Source organism: Brevibacillus sp. HB1.3, assembly GCF_013186635.1.
GTDB classification, from domain to species: domain Bacteria; phylum Bacillota; class Bacilli; order Brevibacillales; family Brevibacillaceae; genus Brevibacillus; species Brevibacillus brevis_D.
In genome coordinates, this window is record NZ_JABMIT010000001.1 from 890,035 (window position 1) to 906,166 (window position 16,132).

At 44.6% G+C, this 16,132-nt stretch carries 16 protein-coding genes; 4 read left to right on the forward strand and 12 right to left on the reverse strand.

The genetic code is table 11. The features are described 5' to 3' along the window. Positions 1–3: 3 nt before the first annotated feature. The 3 genes from HPY31_RS04180 to HPY31_RS04190 all read left to right on the forward strand — a co-directional run bounded on the left by HPY31_RS04180 (position 4) and on the right by HPY31_RS04190 (position 3,092). The gene (locus HPY31_RS04180) at positions 4–648 is read left to right on the forward strand and encodes a response regulator (protein ID WP_172138674.1); all 645 of its coding nucleotides are present in this window, start codon (positions 4–6) and stop codon (positions 646–648) included. 523 nt (positions 649–1,171) lie between these two features. Next, positions 1,172–1,891, forward strand: a complete 720-nt coding sequence (locus tag HPY31_RS04185) for an SDR family NAD(P)-dependent oxidoreductase (RefSeq protein WP_172138676.1) — start codon at positions 1,172–1,174, stop codon at positions 1,889–1,891. Between the two features lie 322 nt (positions 1,892–2,213). Continuing rightward, positions 2,214–3,092: a PhzF family phenazine biosynthesis protein gene (locus HPY31_RS04190; protein ID WP_172138678.1), complete on the forward strand. Its 879-nt coding sequence runs from the start codon at positions 2,214–2,216 to the stop codon at positions 3,090–3,092. A 1,198-nt stretch (positions 3,093–4,290) separates the two neighbouring features. On the opposite strand, the gene HPY31_RS04195 is transcribed toward HPY31_RS04190, so the two are convergent. The 9 genes from HPY31_RS04195 to HPY31_RS04235 all read right to left on the reverse strand — a co-directional run bounded on the left by HPY31_RS04195 (position 4,291) and on the right by HPY31_RS04235 (position 11,436). Further along, entirely contained in the window at positions 4,291–4,980 is a 690-nt protein-coding gene (locus HPY31_RS04195) for a DUF4241 domain-containing protein (RefSeq protein WP_172138680.1), read from the reverse strand. Between the two features lie 80 nt (positions 4,981–5,060). Beyond that, positions 5,061–5,768: a purine-nucleoside phosphorylase gene (gene deoD / locus HPY31_RS04200; protein WP_016743688.1), complete on the reverse strand. Its 708-nt coding sequence runs from the start codon at positions 5,766–5,768 to the stop codon at positions 5,061–5,063. Positions 5,769–5,951: 183 nt separating this feature from the next. Continuing rightward, positions 5,952–6,701 (reverse strand): glycosyltransferase family A protein, encoded by a 750-nt coding sequence (locus HPY31_RS04205; protein ID WP_172138956.1) that lies wholly within the window; start codon positions 6,699–6,701, stop codon positions 5,952–5,954. Beyond that, entirely contained in the window at positions 6,661–7,536 is an 876-nt protein-coding gene (locus tag HPY31_RS04210) for a glycosyltransferase (protein ID WP_172138682.1), read from the reverse strand. The genes HPY31_RS04205 and HPY31_RS04210 overlap by 41 nt, the downstream gene beginning before the upstream one ends. A gap of 146 nt (positions 7,537–7,682) precedes the next feature. Beyond that, entirely contained in the window at positions 7,683–8,903 is a 1,221-nt protein-coding gene (locus HPY31_RS04215; RefSeq protein ID WP_172138684.1) for a D-alanyl-D-alanine carboxypeptidase family protein, read from the reverse strand. A 71-nt stretch (positions 8,904–8,974) separates the two neighbouring features. Further along, complete coding sequence (locus tag HPY31_RS04220; protein WP_172138686.1) at positions 8,975–9,790, reverse strand: GTP pyrophosphokinase; 816 nt, start codon at positions 9,788–9,790, stop codon at positions 8,975–8,977. 15 nt (positions 9,791–9,805) lie between these two features. Beyond that, positions 9,806–10,681, reverse strand: coding sequence for a M23 family metallopeptidase (locus tag HPY31_RS04225; RefSeq protein ID WP_172138688.1), 876 nt, complete (start codon positions 10,679–10,681; stop codon positions 9,806–9,808). Positions 10,682–10,785: 104 nt separating this feature from the next. Beyond that, entirely contained in the window at positions 10,786–11,043 is a 258-nt protein-coding gene (locus tag HPY31_RS04230; protein ID WP_015891327.1) for a hypothetical protein, read from the reverse strand. Between the two features lie 186 nt (positions 11,044–11,229). Then, positions 11,230–11,436: an alpha/beta-type small acid-soluble spore protein gene (locus tag HPY31_RS04235; RefSeq protein ID WP_015891328.1), complete on the reverse strand. Its 207-nt coding sequence runs from the start codon at positions 11,434–11,436 to the stop codon at positions 11,230–11,232. Between the two features lie 251 nt (positions 11,437–11,687). Here HPY31_RS04235 and HPY31_RS04240 point away from each other — a divergent pair, with 251 nt between their 5' ends. After that, complete coding sequence (locus HPY31_RS04240; protein WP_172138690.1) at positions 11,688–12,566, forward strand: 5'-3' exonuclease; 879 nt, start codon at positions 11,688–11,690, stop codon at positions 12,564–12,566. 58 nt (positions 12,567–12,624) lie between these two features. Here the strand turns inward: HPY31_RS04240 and HPY31_RS04245 are convergent, their stop codons facing one another. From HPY31_RS04245 to HPY31_RS04255, 3 genes are all read right to left on the reverse strand, one after another. Continuing rightward, a complete protein-coding gene (locus HPY31_RS04245) occupies positions 12,625–12,924 on the reverse strand; it encodes a MarR family winged helix-turn-helix transcriptional regulator (protein WP_172138692.1) in 300 nt (99 codons plus the stop codon). 149 nt (positions 12,925–13,073) lie between these two features. Further along, positions 13,074–14,792, reverse strand: a complete 1,719-nt coding sequence (locus HPY31_RS04250; RefSeq protein ID WP_172138694.1) for a hypothetical protein — start codon at positions 14,790–14,792, stop codon at positions 13,074–13,076. Between the two features lie 12 nt (positions 14,793–14,804). Further along, the gene (locus tag HPY31_RS04255; RefSeq protein ID WP_172138958.1) at positions 14,805–16,106 is read right to left on the reverse strand and encodes an AAA family ATPase; all 1,302 of its coding nucleotides are present in this window, start codon (positions 16,104–16,106) and stop codon (positions 14,805–14,807) included. Positions 16,107–16,132: the final 26 nt, after the last annotated feature.

Consider the following 16,132-nt stretch of genomic DNA (forward strand, 5'->3'; position numbering starts at 1 on the left):
TAAATGTCAACATTTCGAGTAATGATCATAGATGACAATGAAATGGCCAGAGAAGGAATACGTATGATTCTGGAAAGCGACCCGATCTTTGAAGTGGTAGCGGAGGGGAGCAGCGGCGAAGAGGCGATCATTCTTAGCGAATGGTGGATGCCTGATTTGATTCTAATGGATATTCAAATGCCAGGAATGGGCGGTTTGGCGGCTACTAAATGCCTGAAGGAAAAACTTCCTAATGTCAAAGTGGTCATGGTAACCGTCTCGGACGATATTGTGCACCTGTTCGATGCACTTAAAAAGGGTGCCCAAGGCTATTTATTAAAAAATATGAAACCGGAAGCATGGCACGAATATTTGAGAGCGATCGCTGTCGATGAGACACCCATGACGCGGGAGCTCGCTTTTCGTATCTTGAAAGAGTTCGCGCCAATAGGCTCCGATGTAGCGCAGCCCAGCAAATTAACCGGCAGGGAACGTGAAATATTAGGTCTGGTCGCCAAGGGCCTGAGTAATAAAGATATTTCAAGCAAGCTGGACATTTCTGAGCATACCGTAAAAAACCATTTGAAAAATATTCTCCAAAAGCTAGATTTGGAAAATAGAGTTCAACTTGCACGTTATGCCTTTGAGCAAAGCTGGATGAGTAGGTAGTAGAACTGAGCACTTCTTCTATCTTTACTGAAAAGCCGATCATCATTTATTCTCTTCATAAGTTGACTTAGTCTCTTGAGTTCATCTTGTTTACCTTGGATCTCCTTGAGGTTATTCTCAAATTCTAATGCCTGAATTTTTTTAAGATATTCTTTTTTATTCTGGTATAAGATTACCATTTCGGATTGTAATTGTTCATCGGCTATAATCTGTTTTGTTTCTCCATTGGTAAAAATAATGGATGGTAGGAAAAGGGGGTTCGGAATCAAATAGCTATCATAGGTATGAACATATTTAGAACCATACTCTAACGTTGAGTTGGTCTTTTTAGTTACATAGACAAGCTGACTCTAAAGATTTTTGTTCGGAATTTTACTGGTGCCGTTAAACTAACGGGCAGGATAACGAAAAACCTCCCAAAATCGGTAGCATGAACCAAACTTTTTAAATAACTAAACATAATCATTTACAAAGTTTAAAAATGTTATTAAAATAATGGAAAAAAACCGCATGGGAGGAAAATATGAAAAACTTTATTGTCTTCGGAGCGAGTAAAGGATTAGGTGAGGCATTCGTCAAAGAATTGCCTGATACGGGTGATAACGTATGGATAGTTTCCAGAAGTCGTCCAGAGAGTTTGAAGCTTAACGATGGTGTCCATAGATACTGGATAGAAGCTGACCTATCGTTATCCGATGTAAGCAATAAGATTACGAAGACAATAAATGGCGTTACTATAGACGTATTCATATATAATGTTGGGATCTGGGAAAACAAAGGATTTAGGGATGGATATGATTTTGAGAAAGATGATCCGGACGAAATTGCAAAAATTATTCATGTAAATATAACGTCCGCAATTACTTGCATCCAAAAGCTGTTACCGAATCTAAAAAAATCAGATAACGCAAAAATCCTCTTAATCGGATCTACGGCAGGTCTTGAAAATAATGAGTTTACACAAGTTTCATTTGTCGCTTCAAAATTCGGGTTGCGTGGTATTTGCAATTCTTTACGGGAACATGTAAAGAAGTATGGAATAGGTGTAACATGTATAAATCCAGGTGAAATTGCTACCCAAATTCCTTATGAAGACGGAATAGAGAAAGTATTATCGGCTTATAATGGCACACAGATTCCTCTTCAAGATATCGTTTCGTTGGTTAAATGCGTCATGAACCTTTCCAAGGCGTCTTGTGTGAAAGAAATAAATATACCAGCGATGCTTGATACAAATGCATGATTGTGCTAAAACCAGCTAATATCTTTTCAATAATTATCTCTAATTTCCTTAAAACTCGATGATATACTAAAGATGCGCATGCCAAATATCCTTCCAGAAACTTAGTGGAAGGCTTTTCTTTTATCGATAGTTTTTGAGATTTAAGTTAAATCAAGGAAAGATTGTTTACTTCTTAAAACAGCATAGATCCAGTGAAGAAGCTTGTTTACACACGCTATAGAAAGCAATGATCTTGAACAGTACCTGTCGTCCAGACCTGTGTTGCTTGCAATTGTAACGGTACGGTGTAAATGGAGACTGATAAGGAGAGGACGAGCGGAACATGAATGTGGAAGTGTATACGTTAAATGCGTTTGCGAAAGGGGAGCGTGGCGGTAATCCAGCAGGCGTTGTCTTGGAGGGTGGCCTTTCGCTGTATGCTGCCGAAATGCAGCTTATAGCGAAGGAATTGGGCTTTTCGGAGACGGCCTTTATGGAAAAATCCCTGCTTGCGGATTACAAACTTCGCTATTTCACCCCCGTCAGCGAAGTTGATCTGTGCGGACATGCCACGATTGCTGCATTTGGACTAATGCATTCGCTGGGTTTGGCAAAGGAAGGGACCTCCTATAAGATAGAAACAAAGGCAGGGATTTTGGATGTCGATATTAGCTCTGAGGGTCTTGTTTATTTGTCACAAGCCTTACCACAATTTCTTGAAAGGATAGCCTGTGAGGAAATCGCCCCATCTTTGGGGATGGATGCCGAGGATCTGGAAACCGGGTTGCCCATCCAGATTGTTTCGACGGGGCTGCGGGACATTTTGATCCCGATCCGCAGCAGGAAGCTCTTGAATGAAGTTCAGCCAAATTTTGACGCCATAACCGCCATCAGCGAAAAATATGATGTGGTTGGATATCATCTGTTCACGATGGATACTCCAGACGATGCTGCTGCGGAATGTCGGAATTTTGCGCCGCTGTACGATATTCCCGAGGAGAGCGCGACAGGAACATCCAACGGTGCCCTGCTCAGCTATTTGTACCAACATGGCCAACTATCTTTGCGAGAAGTGGAGCACGTCATGTTTAGACAAGGGTATTCAATGGATTGTCCTTCTGAAATTAAGGTAGGATTGCGCCTGAGCGAGAGCGGTGAAATCAACCAGGTTCGGGTTGGCGGTGCAGTGGTTGGCATTGAACGAAGACATATCACGATATAAGTGAAATCAAACAGGCTGTTTGCAGCTACTGTACCTTACGGGGCAACGGGCTTATTCTGCTACTGGCGGGGCTAGGCTGCTTGCGTTGAACTAACGGATACGATAGTTCAATGAGTCAAATATTGAGCCTAAAACTAATTTTCAAATACCTCGTGATTTTGAAGACAGGGACTCCTTGTACTATAAGGGCTTCTGGTCTAAAACTATATGATCACTGAACAAAAGAGGAACCCTTGGAAAAATGGGTTCTTTTTTCATTTCAGTTCATAAAAATGCTATTTCATGAACTGAAATGAAAATAAACACATGCTAACAATCCAATTGTAATAGTGTCGCTCGATTACATAGTTATACTCAAGTATGATTTTATCATAATTAATGTCTATATTCCTAAGCTCACGCCGTAAACATTAAAAACTGTGACACAAACATGTTTACCTATGAACTTATTTTAGTGTACTTGTTTGTGTCACTTTGGTATGCATGTTTGTACCACTCGTTAGGAATGGAGCAATGTTCATGTCAATTATGGAGTAATGTTTACGTCAACAGACAATCGCTAATGTCTCACTTGCTTTTGCACTTTTTATCAGTTTACATAATATATATTATCGGACTCAAAATGAAATGCGTAATTTCTTGAGAGGGGTACTCACCTGTTTATCAGTTTGGCGTCACAAACTCGTTCGTACACGGATCTAATGAAAAGATGGTGTAAATACATGCATGCACCGAAACTTGTTCATTTAAAAATCTAATTAGCGATTAGAAACTCTACCAGTATGTTTATCAGTTTCACCATAAGATAGTAACAAGCAGTAACAAAATCTATCATCTAATAAGATCAAACAGGCATTTATCAACTATCTACATAGACCGCTTAAATTTCACCAAAATAAAAAAGTTCATTTTAAATAAAAAATACCATTTACATTTATTGTAAATTCATTTATATTATAATTAAGATCACTATAACTAAAAACGCCCGGAGGTCCCCAAATGACCAAAGTAATCCCAAAATCTAAAACGATCGCCCCTACACCGAAAAACAGATCGTACGAAAATACGTTGAATAACCTGGCGCAATACCTCGAACGAAATAAGAAAAAATAACCAATAAAAAGAGTGCCACTGGAGGCACTCTACTTTGGCGTCTATAAGCTTTTCTTTTCTCTTCCTTCCCCGTTTACCCCGACTTCTATTCTTCAGCGGTTCTCATCCAATCCAACAAGTAAAAATCTGTTACCAAACGTGCGATCTGTCCTTCGGTATCATAACCGATATAGCTCGCGTAGCTGCCGTCTCCCCAACCTGTTGAAAACATAGCAACATTAGAGCCTTCCGCCAAATCTATTAGCCCCCAACTCCGCGTGTGTTTATACGTTTGATCCATTTTCTTTGTCAATGTCTCATAAAACATCTCGTCCTTCTCCATTTCTCGTTCCAAAAGCGCGCAAGCATCTGTATCCATGAACGAGCCTGTCCCCGCATCTACACCGTAGCCAAAAAATTCACCTTCGCCAAGCTGTGACACATCTGACTCCGGCCAAACAGCCATTTTCCAAGACACGACAGGTTTATCTGAGAAGACAATCCGTGCCAATGCTACCCGTTCATCTGGCTCCAGAGCGTCATCCGTTTGCTCATCCTTTGACAGGGATTGAACTTGCGCAATAGCAAGCTGTACGGAAAAGCTCCCTTTTGGGAAATCCTCCTGAAACGGTTCAGTCTCAAACATGACAAACGGATCGTTCGCTACGATTTTTCCGGTTTTTATTTGAAGCTTGCCCATATCTTCACGGAACAACCTGTATAAATAGCCATCCTGCTCTTGCGTATACCCTTCGTCAAATGCCGTTTCAAAAAAGGCAGGGCAGTTATGTTTCATGATTCCATCCCCTTTTTCCATTATCTACATAAAATCCCACTGACGATGGTTTGCCAGTGGGATGTCGTCTGCATGCTAATTTACTTGATCAGAGCTGCGTCCAACGCCACTTCAATCATTTCGTTGAAAGTCGATTGGCGTTCGTCAGCGGAAGTTTCTTCACCGGTAAGAATGTGATCACTCACGGTAAGGATAGACAATGCGTTGCGTTTGTATTTTGCAGCCAATGTGTACAGCGCGGAAGATTCCATTTCAATAGCAAGCACTTGGTAGGATGCCAATTTTTTGTACAAATCCAAGCTCTCGCGATAGAAGCTGTCGCTCGTAAAGATATTCCCTACTTTGACAGGCAGATTGCGCTCAGTCGCTACTTGATATGCTTTGTGCAACAATTCAAAGTTAGCAGTAGGAGCAAAATCAATCTGGTCGAACAAGAGACGATTTGTTTGGGATTCGGAAGATGCGCTCATGGCGATAATCACGTCACGAACTTTGATGTCTTCCTGGATCGCGCCGCATGTGCCTACGCGAATCAGGTTTTGAACACCATACGATTGCATGAGCTCATTGACGTAGATCGAGATAGAAGGAACTCCCATGCCCGTTCCTTGTACAGAAACGCGCTTACCTTTGTATGTACCTGTGAAGCCGAGCATGCCACGCACGTTGTTGTAGCACTCTGCTCCTTCGAGGAAAGTTTCAGCAATGTATTTGGCCCGTAGCGGATCTCCCGGCAGCAGGATGGTTTCAGCAATTTGACCTTGCTGTGCTCCAATATGGATACTCATAATCTGTTTGCTCCTTTATCAAGAAAAAATGACCTACTTGCCTATCGTACTACAAAAACCGAACAATGCAAAGTCAAGAGATCAAATGATTCCAGCGGCTTATGATGGCGTGTTTGCGCGTAACTTTTGAAAATAACGAATAAGCGATACCCACAGTTGGCATCGCCTCGACAACGGTATCATTCATTTGAGGGGTATTACGTAATCCATTGCTTCTAGATGATCTCCCAAGATCGTCTGGTTAACGCTCGATTTATTCTTTCTTGGTGTCGTTCTTTTTCTCGTAAGCTGTGCTGATGCACTGTAAGGAGATGGAACGACACGCAATTGATTGTGTAATGCAATGGCGTGCGCAACGGCAGGTACGGCCAAATGTTGAACGCCGATGATAGCGGCAGCTTGTCGAGTCATAGCAAAAGGTAAATCGTACATCGAGGACGTTCTTAGTTCATGACGTGAAGCCAAGGAATTGAGAAACGTCTTCGCCAGCAAAATGGTATCCGCTTCCATAAATGATTGTCGAAGGGGTGTCATGCACCTTCTCAACGCGATATCTGCTCCTCGGTAACATGTTCTGACAAAGGACTGCATATCATTTGCAGCTACAACTTGATCTGCATCGAGAAACAACCACACATCTCCTGTGGCCTCCCTGGCACCAATGGCTCTCCATACATCATCCCCCAAAGAAAACGGGTACACAAGCGCTGTGAGTGGACAGGAGGAATAAGCAAGCTTTTCCACCGATTGATCCGGGCAACCATCCACAACGAGTACGATTTCCATGGGCCGGAGCTTCTCAATTTGTCTGAGTACTTTTTGGATTGTCCTCTCGTGGTGAACAGAGAGGATGACACTTAAACGATGTACATTCTGGCCTTTTTCTTTGCCATTAATGTGCTCTTCTCTGCGTTTTTTTGTGGGATCGCGCATATTTTGCTTTGTGTTTGCCACCCCGTCCACCGCCCTCCTTAACGCGCGATTCTAGATGAATGACCGAGCGCAGATGCAAAACGTCCGAGGCATGCACCAAGTCACGGTGTCGTTGACCATCATGCTCTGCGCGGCGCTGCTTCGTTCCACCCGTTAGTAGCTGGATTGCCTTCGCATGCTCCCGATAAATCGTACGAATGTCTTTTTGCACGATATCATGAGTACCAATTGATTGTTTTTTCGCAACAAACGGGGCGATTGTCGTCATTTTGAGACCCAAGACAGACGCTTGAACCATAGCAACCGCTGGATTGCATAAAGTCTTTGAACCAATGGCCTCCAGAGCATTTCTGCTCAAGGCAAAGGGAATATTTTCAAAGGAAGCGGAACCCATGCTTTCTTGACCAAGAAGATGATTCAACAGACAATAGGCACTGTGTGCTGAACGTTCTCCTCTTTTGGATCCCCAGTGGTCGGAGCATGTCGTGATAATGACATCCCATCCCTTTTTGACTAACGTGACATATTTCTTCAAGTATAAGAGAGGCATGGCGAGTCGCCCGTCGATAAAGAGGACAACGTCTCCCCTCGCGTGAGCAGTGCCGATCGCTCTTGCCTCATGACTGTCAACTTCCAAACCGGTTGAAAGGACTAGTACTCCCCATTCATTGGATAGATCAGCTTCTTGGGAACTCACTCCGTTGTATACGACGATTACTTCCGTGTGTGGATCTATTCTTTTGACAACAGAGAGTAGTTTCTTCATATTCCTGGCGTTGTCACTCATTGGGATGATGACGGACACGGCAGGGCGATCATAGATTCGGTTGTCCATCTCACTCCCCCTCACCAGAGATAAGTTCTTCCTCTAATGTACGCTCATTTCCCACGATTGGACACGGCATCTATCCCTCACAGATGACCTAACTAAAAAACAGGACGCGCCTAGGGCTACGTCCTGTTTGGATTCTCATTTTTGTATTAGTAGAAGCGCCGCTGAAGACTGCGCTCGCGAATTCGTTTATTCCTCTGAGCACGGGAAAACGTATACACGATTAAGAAAAAGTTCATTCCTAACCAAACGATTAATACGCTATAGCGCGCCAGTGGATGTGGGTTGCCACTTTCTGAGTCCCCAAACACAGTAGCAGAAGCCGGAGCAGGCGGATCATGGCGAAGCAACGGATAAGAGATAGCTAGCTTGCCAGCTTGGACAGACAGGCTCCCATCTGCTTTTAGCCCAACTAAAGGCTCCACCCCTTTGGGAACCGTCGCATACAAATCTTCCTTGGCTGTAAAAGTCACAACCGAGGTATTCCCAGGAACAGCTACTTCTGAAAAAGAATCTCCTTTTTTGGCAATGGATTTGGTCTCAAATCCTTGAAAGCCAAAGTCCAGTAGCTTTTTTATATCTTTGTATGCATTTGCACTAGTAGAGGCCTTCATTGTGACGGCGATGAGCTCTGTCTCTCCACGCTTGGCAGAGCCTACCAGCGTATGCATCGCCTGATCTGTGAAGCCGTTTTTGATGCCAGTCGCCCCTTCGTATTCGCGCAGGAGCTTGTTATGATTCACTAGCACTGTTTCCCACGTTTGTCCATGCCAAGGCAGCCGCTTGGTACCGACAATTTCCCTGAAAACGGGGTTTTTCATCGCGTACCGCGATATTTTGGCCATGTCAGCGACAGTCGTGTAATGATTCGGGTCATGTAGTCCGTGTGGATTGGCAAAATTCGTTTCGGTGACCCCTACTTTTTCTTTCAAATAGGCGTTCAAATCCACGGCAAAACGTTCTGTAGTCTGGCTCATATGCTCCGCAATCGCTGTACCAGCGTCGTTGCCCGAATTCATGAGCAGTCCGTACAACAAATTGCGTAAGGAAATCTTTTCTCCCTCTTCCAAATAAACACGTGTTCCTTCTTCACGGCGTGCTTTTTTTGAGACGGTGACAGTGTCATCCAGATTCCCTTTTTCTATTGCGTAAATACCTGTTGCGATTTTTGTAATACTAGCAGGGTACAACTTCTCATGAGGGTTCTTTTCAAACAAGACTTGTCCCGTTGTAGCATCAATCAGAATGGCTGATTGTCCAGTGAGAGTGTTAGGCTCCAGGCTTGATGACTCCTCGGCAAAAGCGGAAGGCATGCCTAGGTTGAACAAAACCATCACCACAACGAGTAGGTTCGTTAGTAAAAAGCGCATGTTAGTCTATATCCTTTCCTACTTTGTCGCGTTTTTTCAGGTTACATTTGGTCTGTAGACAACTAGAGACGTTATTTCAACCGTATTCCCAACAAATCGTGAATCATTTTAAACTTAGGATTGTCCGCAAAAGCCTCTTCGAAACCACTGACATGCTCCCTGTACAAGGCTGCAGCGGAATCCAAATCCTGCTTGACGTACAAAGAAAATATTTCTTCCAATTTTTCTTCTAGTGTCGTATCAACTTCTGCCGGTGTGAGAATTTCTTGGCGCAAATTGTTCATCAACACGTCGAGCTGGTGTGTGATTACAGACGCTTCATGAAGCTGCTGCAACACGTCTGCCGGAATGTTGCCCGCATATTTGTAGCGCAGTTCATGTTCATTTGTCGCCCAAAAGTTCATTCCCAATGTACGGATTTGGATCTCACAAAAAAGTGTTCTCTTTTCGCTGCCGTGGTAGACCGTATACGAAACGATCATGTGAATACTTCTGTAGCCGGATTCCTTCGGAGCTGCTATATAGTCTTTGACATCGTGAATGACAATATCCTCCCGCTCCTGCAACAACTGCTGCACCTCACGCACGTCGTCTACATAGCGGCATACGACTCGAAGACCCGCGATATCCTGGACTTCCCTGGCGACGTCACTTTGCCAATGCTCTCCCAAAAAGTCGATTCCTTTTTCATTCGCCTTCTTTACTAAACTGTCGACTTTTTTCACTCGTCCGACAACGAATTCAATAGGAGAATAACGGCCGCTTTTTTGGAAGCCGTATTTAATTCCTTTTAGTTTTAACTTTAGCTCTTCAACTGCCTGTTCATACGGCGCCAAGAAATGAACCATGTTGTTGAGTACTTTGCTTGGCACATTTGTGACTCTCATGAAGACACCTCCAAATTACTTCCAGAGGAAAGGTGATGCATCAAAAAACGGCTGCGGATTTACATACGTATTACCTACTAACATGCCGTAATGAAGGTGAGGACCTGTAGAAAAACCGGTGCTACCCATTTGTCCAATCACCTGTCCCTGTTTCACTTCTTGTCCTGTCTTTACATCTAGCTTGGACAAGTGAGCATAGATGGAAAAAATATTTAACCCGTGATCGATGATGATGGTATTTCCTGTTAAGTATAATGAGTCGGCCAGAACCACTTTCCCGTGGTTACTCGCCCCAATTGGCGTGCCTGTCTTGTTCGCGATGTCAATCGCCGCGTGTCTGTTGGCCGGTACACCATTTACTACGCGCTGGTAGCCAAATGGAGTCGTTAATTTTCCGATTGCTGGCTGCTGAAACGGCTCCGAGAAATATGGAATCGCTCGCGAGTTTGATCTAGCTGCATTGATCTTTTTTTGATCTGCATTGATTCGTTTTGTATCCTGTCGCATGTTGTTGAGCTGTTTACTTACCGTAAGCTTGTCTACTTCAAATTTTTTCGGTGCGACTGTCACCGTTACGGAAAGCTTTTTGTCTGCAGATGTAACTTTATAGGTCCCTGCTTTCGTGTTAAAAGGAATCGGGATAAACCGGGCATACTCATCCTGTGTCTTTTGCAATTGATAGTTCTGAGAGAATACCGTTACGGTTTGTGGCTCTTTACTGCGTACAAAAATAACGTCCCCAGGATATGTTTTGGCTGGCGTTACGCTAATCGCTGGTTGTTGTTTCGTCGTTTGGGCGTAAACTCCTTCTACTGTCTGGCTGAATATGCTTGTCCCAGGGACGAGCGTCAATGCTGTTGCCAACATGAGACTAACCATTGATTTGAACATAGACATGCTCCCTCCCATTTTCTAGTATAACAAAACACACCCTGAAAGGAAAAAGAAAAAGAAGGCTAATGAGCTAGCCTTCTCCAATCATTCCAAATGTAATTTTACTGTTTCTTCGAATAATCCGACATCATTTCCATGATGGATTGCACGCCTGTCAGCATTTCGCTTGCCCGTTTGGTTTTTTGTGAGATGCCTTCAAAATCAAGTAACCCTTTTTTGCGTTCGTTCCATCTTTTAAACAATTCTTCCGCCATACCGGGGTTGCTTTTAACCGCTCTAATCCGCATGGAATCTTCGAGGACCCATGCTTCAAATTCGGGATGCTTTTTTAAAAGCTGCTTGACTTCTTTTTTCTTCATAGCCGGACGTCGCTCCTTTCCACTGGACAAACGAGGATAGTTAACTGTTCGTTACACCATATGACTAGTCCGCGATTGTGCTTGTGTGTTTGCACCACACAGGAAAGAAAAGGGCTATTCATGGCAAACATAGAAAGGCCCCTAAAAAGGGACCTCTCTTCATCCAGCTATTTACTTGTCTGAACGTTAGACTTGACGACCTGCCAATTGTTGCTCTGCGAAGCTCACCAGACGCTTCGTAATTTCTCCACCAACAGAACCGTTTTGGCGAGAAGTAGTGTCTGGTCCGAGATTTACACCGAATTCAGATGCAATCTCATACTTCAGTTGATCCAAAGCTTGGTTCGCTTGAGGAACTACCAGGTTGTTGCTGCCAGAGTTGTTGTTAGCCATGATTGATTCCTCCCGACGCGGTTTTTTCTCCCGGGACGGATTTGAACCGTCAGCTTCTTGCTTCTCGCCTTGAGACCGGAAGTTGATTTTCAAGAGGTGGTTGTTGACCTCTTGTGGTACTATCATCCCACCGCAAGAAAAGTACATACACGTTTTCTTCCGATATTTCTGTTGTAAAATCTGACAAGGTTGTCCCGCTCCTTTATGCTATAATGGTGCGTATAGTTTGGTAGTGAGAGGGGCAAGGTTTTGTGAGTGATTCTGGAAAAGTACTGCTCATCGATGGTATGAGCTTTTTATTTCGCGCCTTTTATGGTTCTGCTTGGGGTGGAGCCTATCGCCAGACTTCAACAGGTGTGTACACAAATGCGGTTTATGGATTTACAAAAATGATGCTCGATTACGCAGAACTGACACGTCCTTCTCATCTCGTAGTGGGCTGGGATGTCGCTTCGCGCGAGTCTTTGGTGCGCAGTCAATGGTATGACGGCTATAAATCAAATCGCCAAGCGGCACCGGATGAGCTCATTCCACAATTCGATTTGGTAAAAGAAGTAACGGATGCGTTCTCGGTTCCGAACTTGGGTTGCCCTGGCTATGAAGGCGATGATGTATTGGGTACGCTCTCCACACGTCTTTCCGAAGAAGGGCACGAGGTCATCATTGCGACAGGTGATTACGATAGCTTGCAGCTCATATCTGAGCGAGTGAGTGTAAAAATCCTGAAAAATGGCGGTAAACACGAGCATTATAATCCTGCGAGTCTCTTGGCATTGCGTGGAATTACACCTGAACAGGTCGTGGATGTCAAAGCTTTAATGGGAGATGCCTCTGACTGTATTCCAGGTTGCCCAGGAATTGGTGAGAAAACAGCGACAAAATTGATTACCGAGCATGGTGATCTGGACAACCTATATGTAAATCTGGCAAGCTGTACGCCTAAAACGCGCAGCAAGCTGGAAGAAAATCGCGATCAGGTATACTTGAGCAGAAAGCTGGCTACGATTATTCGGGATGTTCCGGTGGAGTATGCGCTGGAGGATGCCCTATGGGAATACGATCGTCAAGTCGTTCAGAACAAATTCGATGAGCTTGAATTCGGACGTACGATGTCCGCGAGAGTTGGCTAATAAGATCATGGCATCGGCTGAGAAGAAGCGGATTACCCCTTTTTTTCAGCCGATTTCTTTATGCACTGCATAATCGCTCCGTCAGTGAAACCCACACAATCCGGCGATCCATTTGGTCTCGGTACCTACGTACCAAATTTTCCTCCTCCAGCCTACTAATTAAATCTGAAGTTGTACTGTTTGACAAATCAACAGCTTTACTTAGGTCCCCCATTGTTCTTGGCCCGTTTTCAAGAATTTCGAGAATCAATACTTGTTGCCAATTGATTTCATTTGTTTTTAGCTCTTTTCGTGCAATATTTGAAAATAATACATTGGCTCCCCGTATAAGCTTGGCCAGCTTAATCAGTTTCTCCATAGTGTCCTCCTTCTGCCATTTTATTGGCTACACTCAGCATAGGAGAAACAATTAAAGAAAAAAGTGGGTAAGAGTTAAAATTTTTCTTAAGCGAAATGAAAAAATCCCGTCCCACGAGTGAGACGAGATTTGGAAGTACATCGAACTACTTATTTGGCTGTTTGAAAAACATCTAGGAGCAGCCCTGTATTCTCCTCCCCATCCGCTTCCCAGCTCGTCGCAAATTTGACCCGGTGAGAAACGCCCAGCAAATCATACGCTTGTACGAGATGCTGCCTCGCAGAACCCACAATCAAGCTGTGCAGGCGAATTTGTTTATGCTGGCCCAGAGAGAAGAGTTTTTCTTGGACATAAGGAGAAATTCCTCCAATTCCATCCGTTACCATGACAAAATCTGCTCCGCGCCAAACCTGTTCCTTTTCAACCAGCTCGATGGCTCGCTTCATCGGAGCGTCAAAGTGAGTCCCACCGCCAAACGCCATTTGCGCGAGACCGTAAAAGGCAGGCCAATCTGGCTTCTTGTGATAGAGCGGTTGCTCCTTAATCTCTCCTTTTGCCCCGAACAAGAGGAGGATAAAATCGCGCTTTTCCAGCATCGAGAGGGCTGCAAACGTCATGATGAAAATTTGCGCAAGCCGCAGCTTACTTCCACGCATCGAATGGGAAGTGTCCAGCATGCAGATCACCGGACCCTTTGGCGGCTCTTCTACCCATCCCGAGGTATCGTAGGTCATGAGCTTTTGCTCCAGCCATTTGAGGATGAAGTAATTCTCGAAGTCCGGATCAGCGAGAAGCACAGCTTCACCAGGCAGCATGCGTGCAATATCGCCCGATTGTCGCAAATCATAGTATTCCTCTGGAAAATGTCTGGAACGAATTTCTTTGCGCTTTACACGAAAGCGATGGACTTGTCTGCCTACCTCGTTCAGAAAAGCGACCAGATCCGGATGGCGCTTCAATTTCTCAATCCATTTCAAATACTGCTCAAAGCTTTGCCTACGCAGCTTTCCTAACTCATGCCCCCAGCTTCGGTTGGCAAAACGCTGACTGGCCGTAAATACCTCTTCGACAAAAAGCGTATCGAGTTCCTCATTGGATAGCGTCGCCTTTAACGATTGCTCTAGCCATTGTCCCAGCTCTTTTTCAAAAGCTGCGATCGCTTCCTTCTCTTGCTTTTGCAATCGATCTAGCTGCTTTTCGCGTTGGACCAGCTCCCCTTCCAATTTTTTCACCTTTTGCAGAAGCTTGGTCCGTTTCGTGAACTGTACTTTCATTTCTTCTTGCAGCTCGGTAATGCGATTTTGCAAGGACAGTACCTCTGCCCGCACCAATGGCTTGGTGTCCATGGCCTCCTGCTTATCCTCCACGACGCGCTTCCCCTGTTGAAGAGTATAGCCGACCAACTCGAGCTTGGCCTTTTGTTTTTCTGTCAGTAGCTCGGAAAGCTGTGCTTGTTGACTTCCCTCCTGACCTTGCTGGTCTTTCAAGCCAGTTAAGAGCGGAGAGGGCCGTTGATCCTTCTCCCGCTGCTTCACTTCCTCAGAAAACGTCTCTGTCAGCCATAGCAAGGCCTTGATTGCGGTTTTGAACGACGCACTTTCCTGCCCGACTGTACGTGGATGAATCATGCGTGTAAAATACTGCTTCATGAGCGTACGAATCATCCAATGATGAAAAGGAGTGGATTCTTGCGTCAGATCGATCTCCGGCTTTTCCAAATAAAAGACAAGGAAAAAGTCGGCCAAGAGATCCAAATCAAACCATGCTGCTCGTGCCTGCGCTTCATGAACCCATTCCTGAGCCGTGCGCGAAGAGGCGAGGTATGTTTCAAATACATAACGATCAACACCACTAGCGCGAATGATCATACGAGCTACCCCCTACAACGTAAAATCATAATCCGCCCCGGGGATTTCCTTGTCAAAAATCGTCCGATACGTGCGCTGGAGTTGTTGTAAAATCCGTTCGCCTTCAATTCGCAGATACGAATATTTGACTGCGTATTTTTCTACATGGGGAATCAAGCGGTTTTTTTCCAGAACATAGGCATGCAAATCGTGCTCCCGCTTCTCCCACTGAATAAGACGATTACGCAAGTCTCGTGCCGTCTCTTCTACCTCTTCGCGACTCTCCTCGAACAACCGGACATTGCGCTCCATCGCTTCCTTGCCCAGCTTTGCCCCCACTTCTTTTTTAAACTGGAAAGCATGCAACTCTGATTCTTTTTCCTTCCATTTATCTGCCGTTTGTCCGAAGCGTTGGAGTGGTAATTCATTCTCCATATCATTCTTCAGCATTTCCGTGAATTGTTGTTCAAACGCTTCCTGCATAACAGGTAAATCCTCAGGGACATTCCACAGCATATGCGGAGTGAAAACCGTGTCCCAGATCGTCACTTGCTCACGTCCATGCAAGGCAGCAGAAGTACGCCATACATTTGCGATTTTGCTCCAACGACGGTCGGAGAGCACATACTCTTTTGCTTCCAAGTCTTGTTTGAGGCGGTACAGAAAATAAATGATGGTTTCTGGAATGACCACTTGCTTCGCTGCTACTTGAATATCCTTCACATCATACAGAGAGAACAAAACGGGAAGAGGCGTCGTTGGCAAAGAAAACATGCGCTCATAGCTGGACGCCTGCTTCAAATAGTGAACCTCATAACGGAACAGGAAACGGTCATAAAGAGCAGTCAATTGATCATCGTCATCTGGAAGCTCATTCGATGCAGCGATTAAAAACTGCAACGGAACCTCCTCTTTTTCTCTGCCATTAAAATAAACTCGTTCGTTCAATATAGAAAGCAGCGCATTCAGAATCGCGCTGTTCGCTTTGAAAATTTCGTCTAAAAACGCAAACTGAGCGTTGGGTAAATAGCCTGCTGTTTTGCGTACATATTGATCCAGTTTCAATTGCTGAAGGGAGACTGGACCGAATATCTCATCAGGAGTCGTAAAACGGGTAAGCAAATACTCGAACCAATGTTCCGATCCAAAAAGCTGAGAGACTGATCGTGCCAACTGAGACTTCGCTGTTCCCGGCGGACCGATTAACAAAGCATTTTCCCCGCTCATGATGCCCAGCATTAAAAGGCGAATCAGTTCACTTCTTTCCAGGAAACGGCGCTCCAAAAGCTCAATTGCCTGGTCCATTTTACGTTGGATGGGTGTAGTCGAATTCATCGTAGTTGGCTGCACGACGGACTGAT

Coding starts and splice junctions, on each gene's coding strand:
- HPY31_RS04180 (WP_172138674.1), top strand. CDS start 4: ATGTCAACATTTCGAGTAATGATCATAGATGACAATGAAATGGCCAGA.
- HPY31_RS04185 (WP_172138676.1), top strand. CDS start 1,172: ATGAAAAACTTTATTGTCTTCGGAGCGAGTAAAGGATTAGGTGAGGCA.
- HPY31_RS04190 (WP_172138678.1), top strand. CDS start 2,214: ATGAATGTGGAAGTGTATACGTTAAATGCGTTTGCGAAAGGGGAGCGT.
- HPY31_RS04195 (WP_172138680.1), bottom strand. CDS start 4,980: ATGAAACATAACTGCCCTGCCTTTTTTGAAACGGCATTTGACGAAGGG.
- deoD (WP_016743688.1), bottom strand. CDS start 5,768: ATGAGTATCCATATTGGAGCACAGCAAGGTCAAATTGCTGAAACCATC.
- HPY31_RS04205 (WP_172138956.1), bottom strand. CDS start 6,701: ATGCGCGATCCCACAAAAAAACGCAGAGAAGAGCACATTAATGGCAAA.
- HPY31_RS04210 (WP_172138682.1), bottom strand. CDS start 7,536: ATGGACAACCGAATCTATGATCGCCCTGCCGTGTCCGTCATCATCCCA.
- HPY31_RS04215 (WP_172138684.1), bottom strand. CDS start 8,903: ATGCGCTTTTTACTAACGAACCTACTCGTTGTGGTGATGGTTTTGTTC.
- HPY31_RS04220 (WP_172138686.1), bottom strand. CDS start 9,790: ATGAGAGTCACAAATGTGCCAAGCAAAGTACTCAACAACATGGTTCAT.
- HPY31_RS04225 (WP_172138688.1), bottom strand. CDS start 10,681: ATGTTCAAATCAATGGTTAGTCTCATGTTGGCAACAGCATTGACGCTC.
- HPY31_RS04230 (WP_015891327.1), bottom strand. CDS start 11,043: ATGAAGAAAAAAGAAGTCAAGCAGCTTTTAAAAAAGCATCCCGAATTT.
- HPY31_RS04235 (WP_015891328.1), bottom strand. CDS start 11,436: ATGGCTAACAACAACTCTGGCAGCAACAACCTGGTAGTTCCTCAAGCG.
- HPY31_RS04245 (WP_172138692.1), bottom strand. CDS start 12,924: ATGGAGAAACTGATTAAGCTGGCCAAGCTTATACGGGGAGCCAATGTA.
- HPY31_RS04250 (WP_172138694.1), bottom strand. CDS start 14,792: ATGATCATTCGCGCTAGTGGTGTTGATCGTTATGTATTTGAAACATAC.
- HPY31_RS04255 (WP_172138958.1), bottom strand. CDS start 16,106: ATGAATTCGACTACACCCATCCAACGTAAAATGGACCAGGCAATTGAG.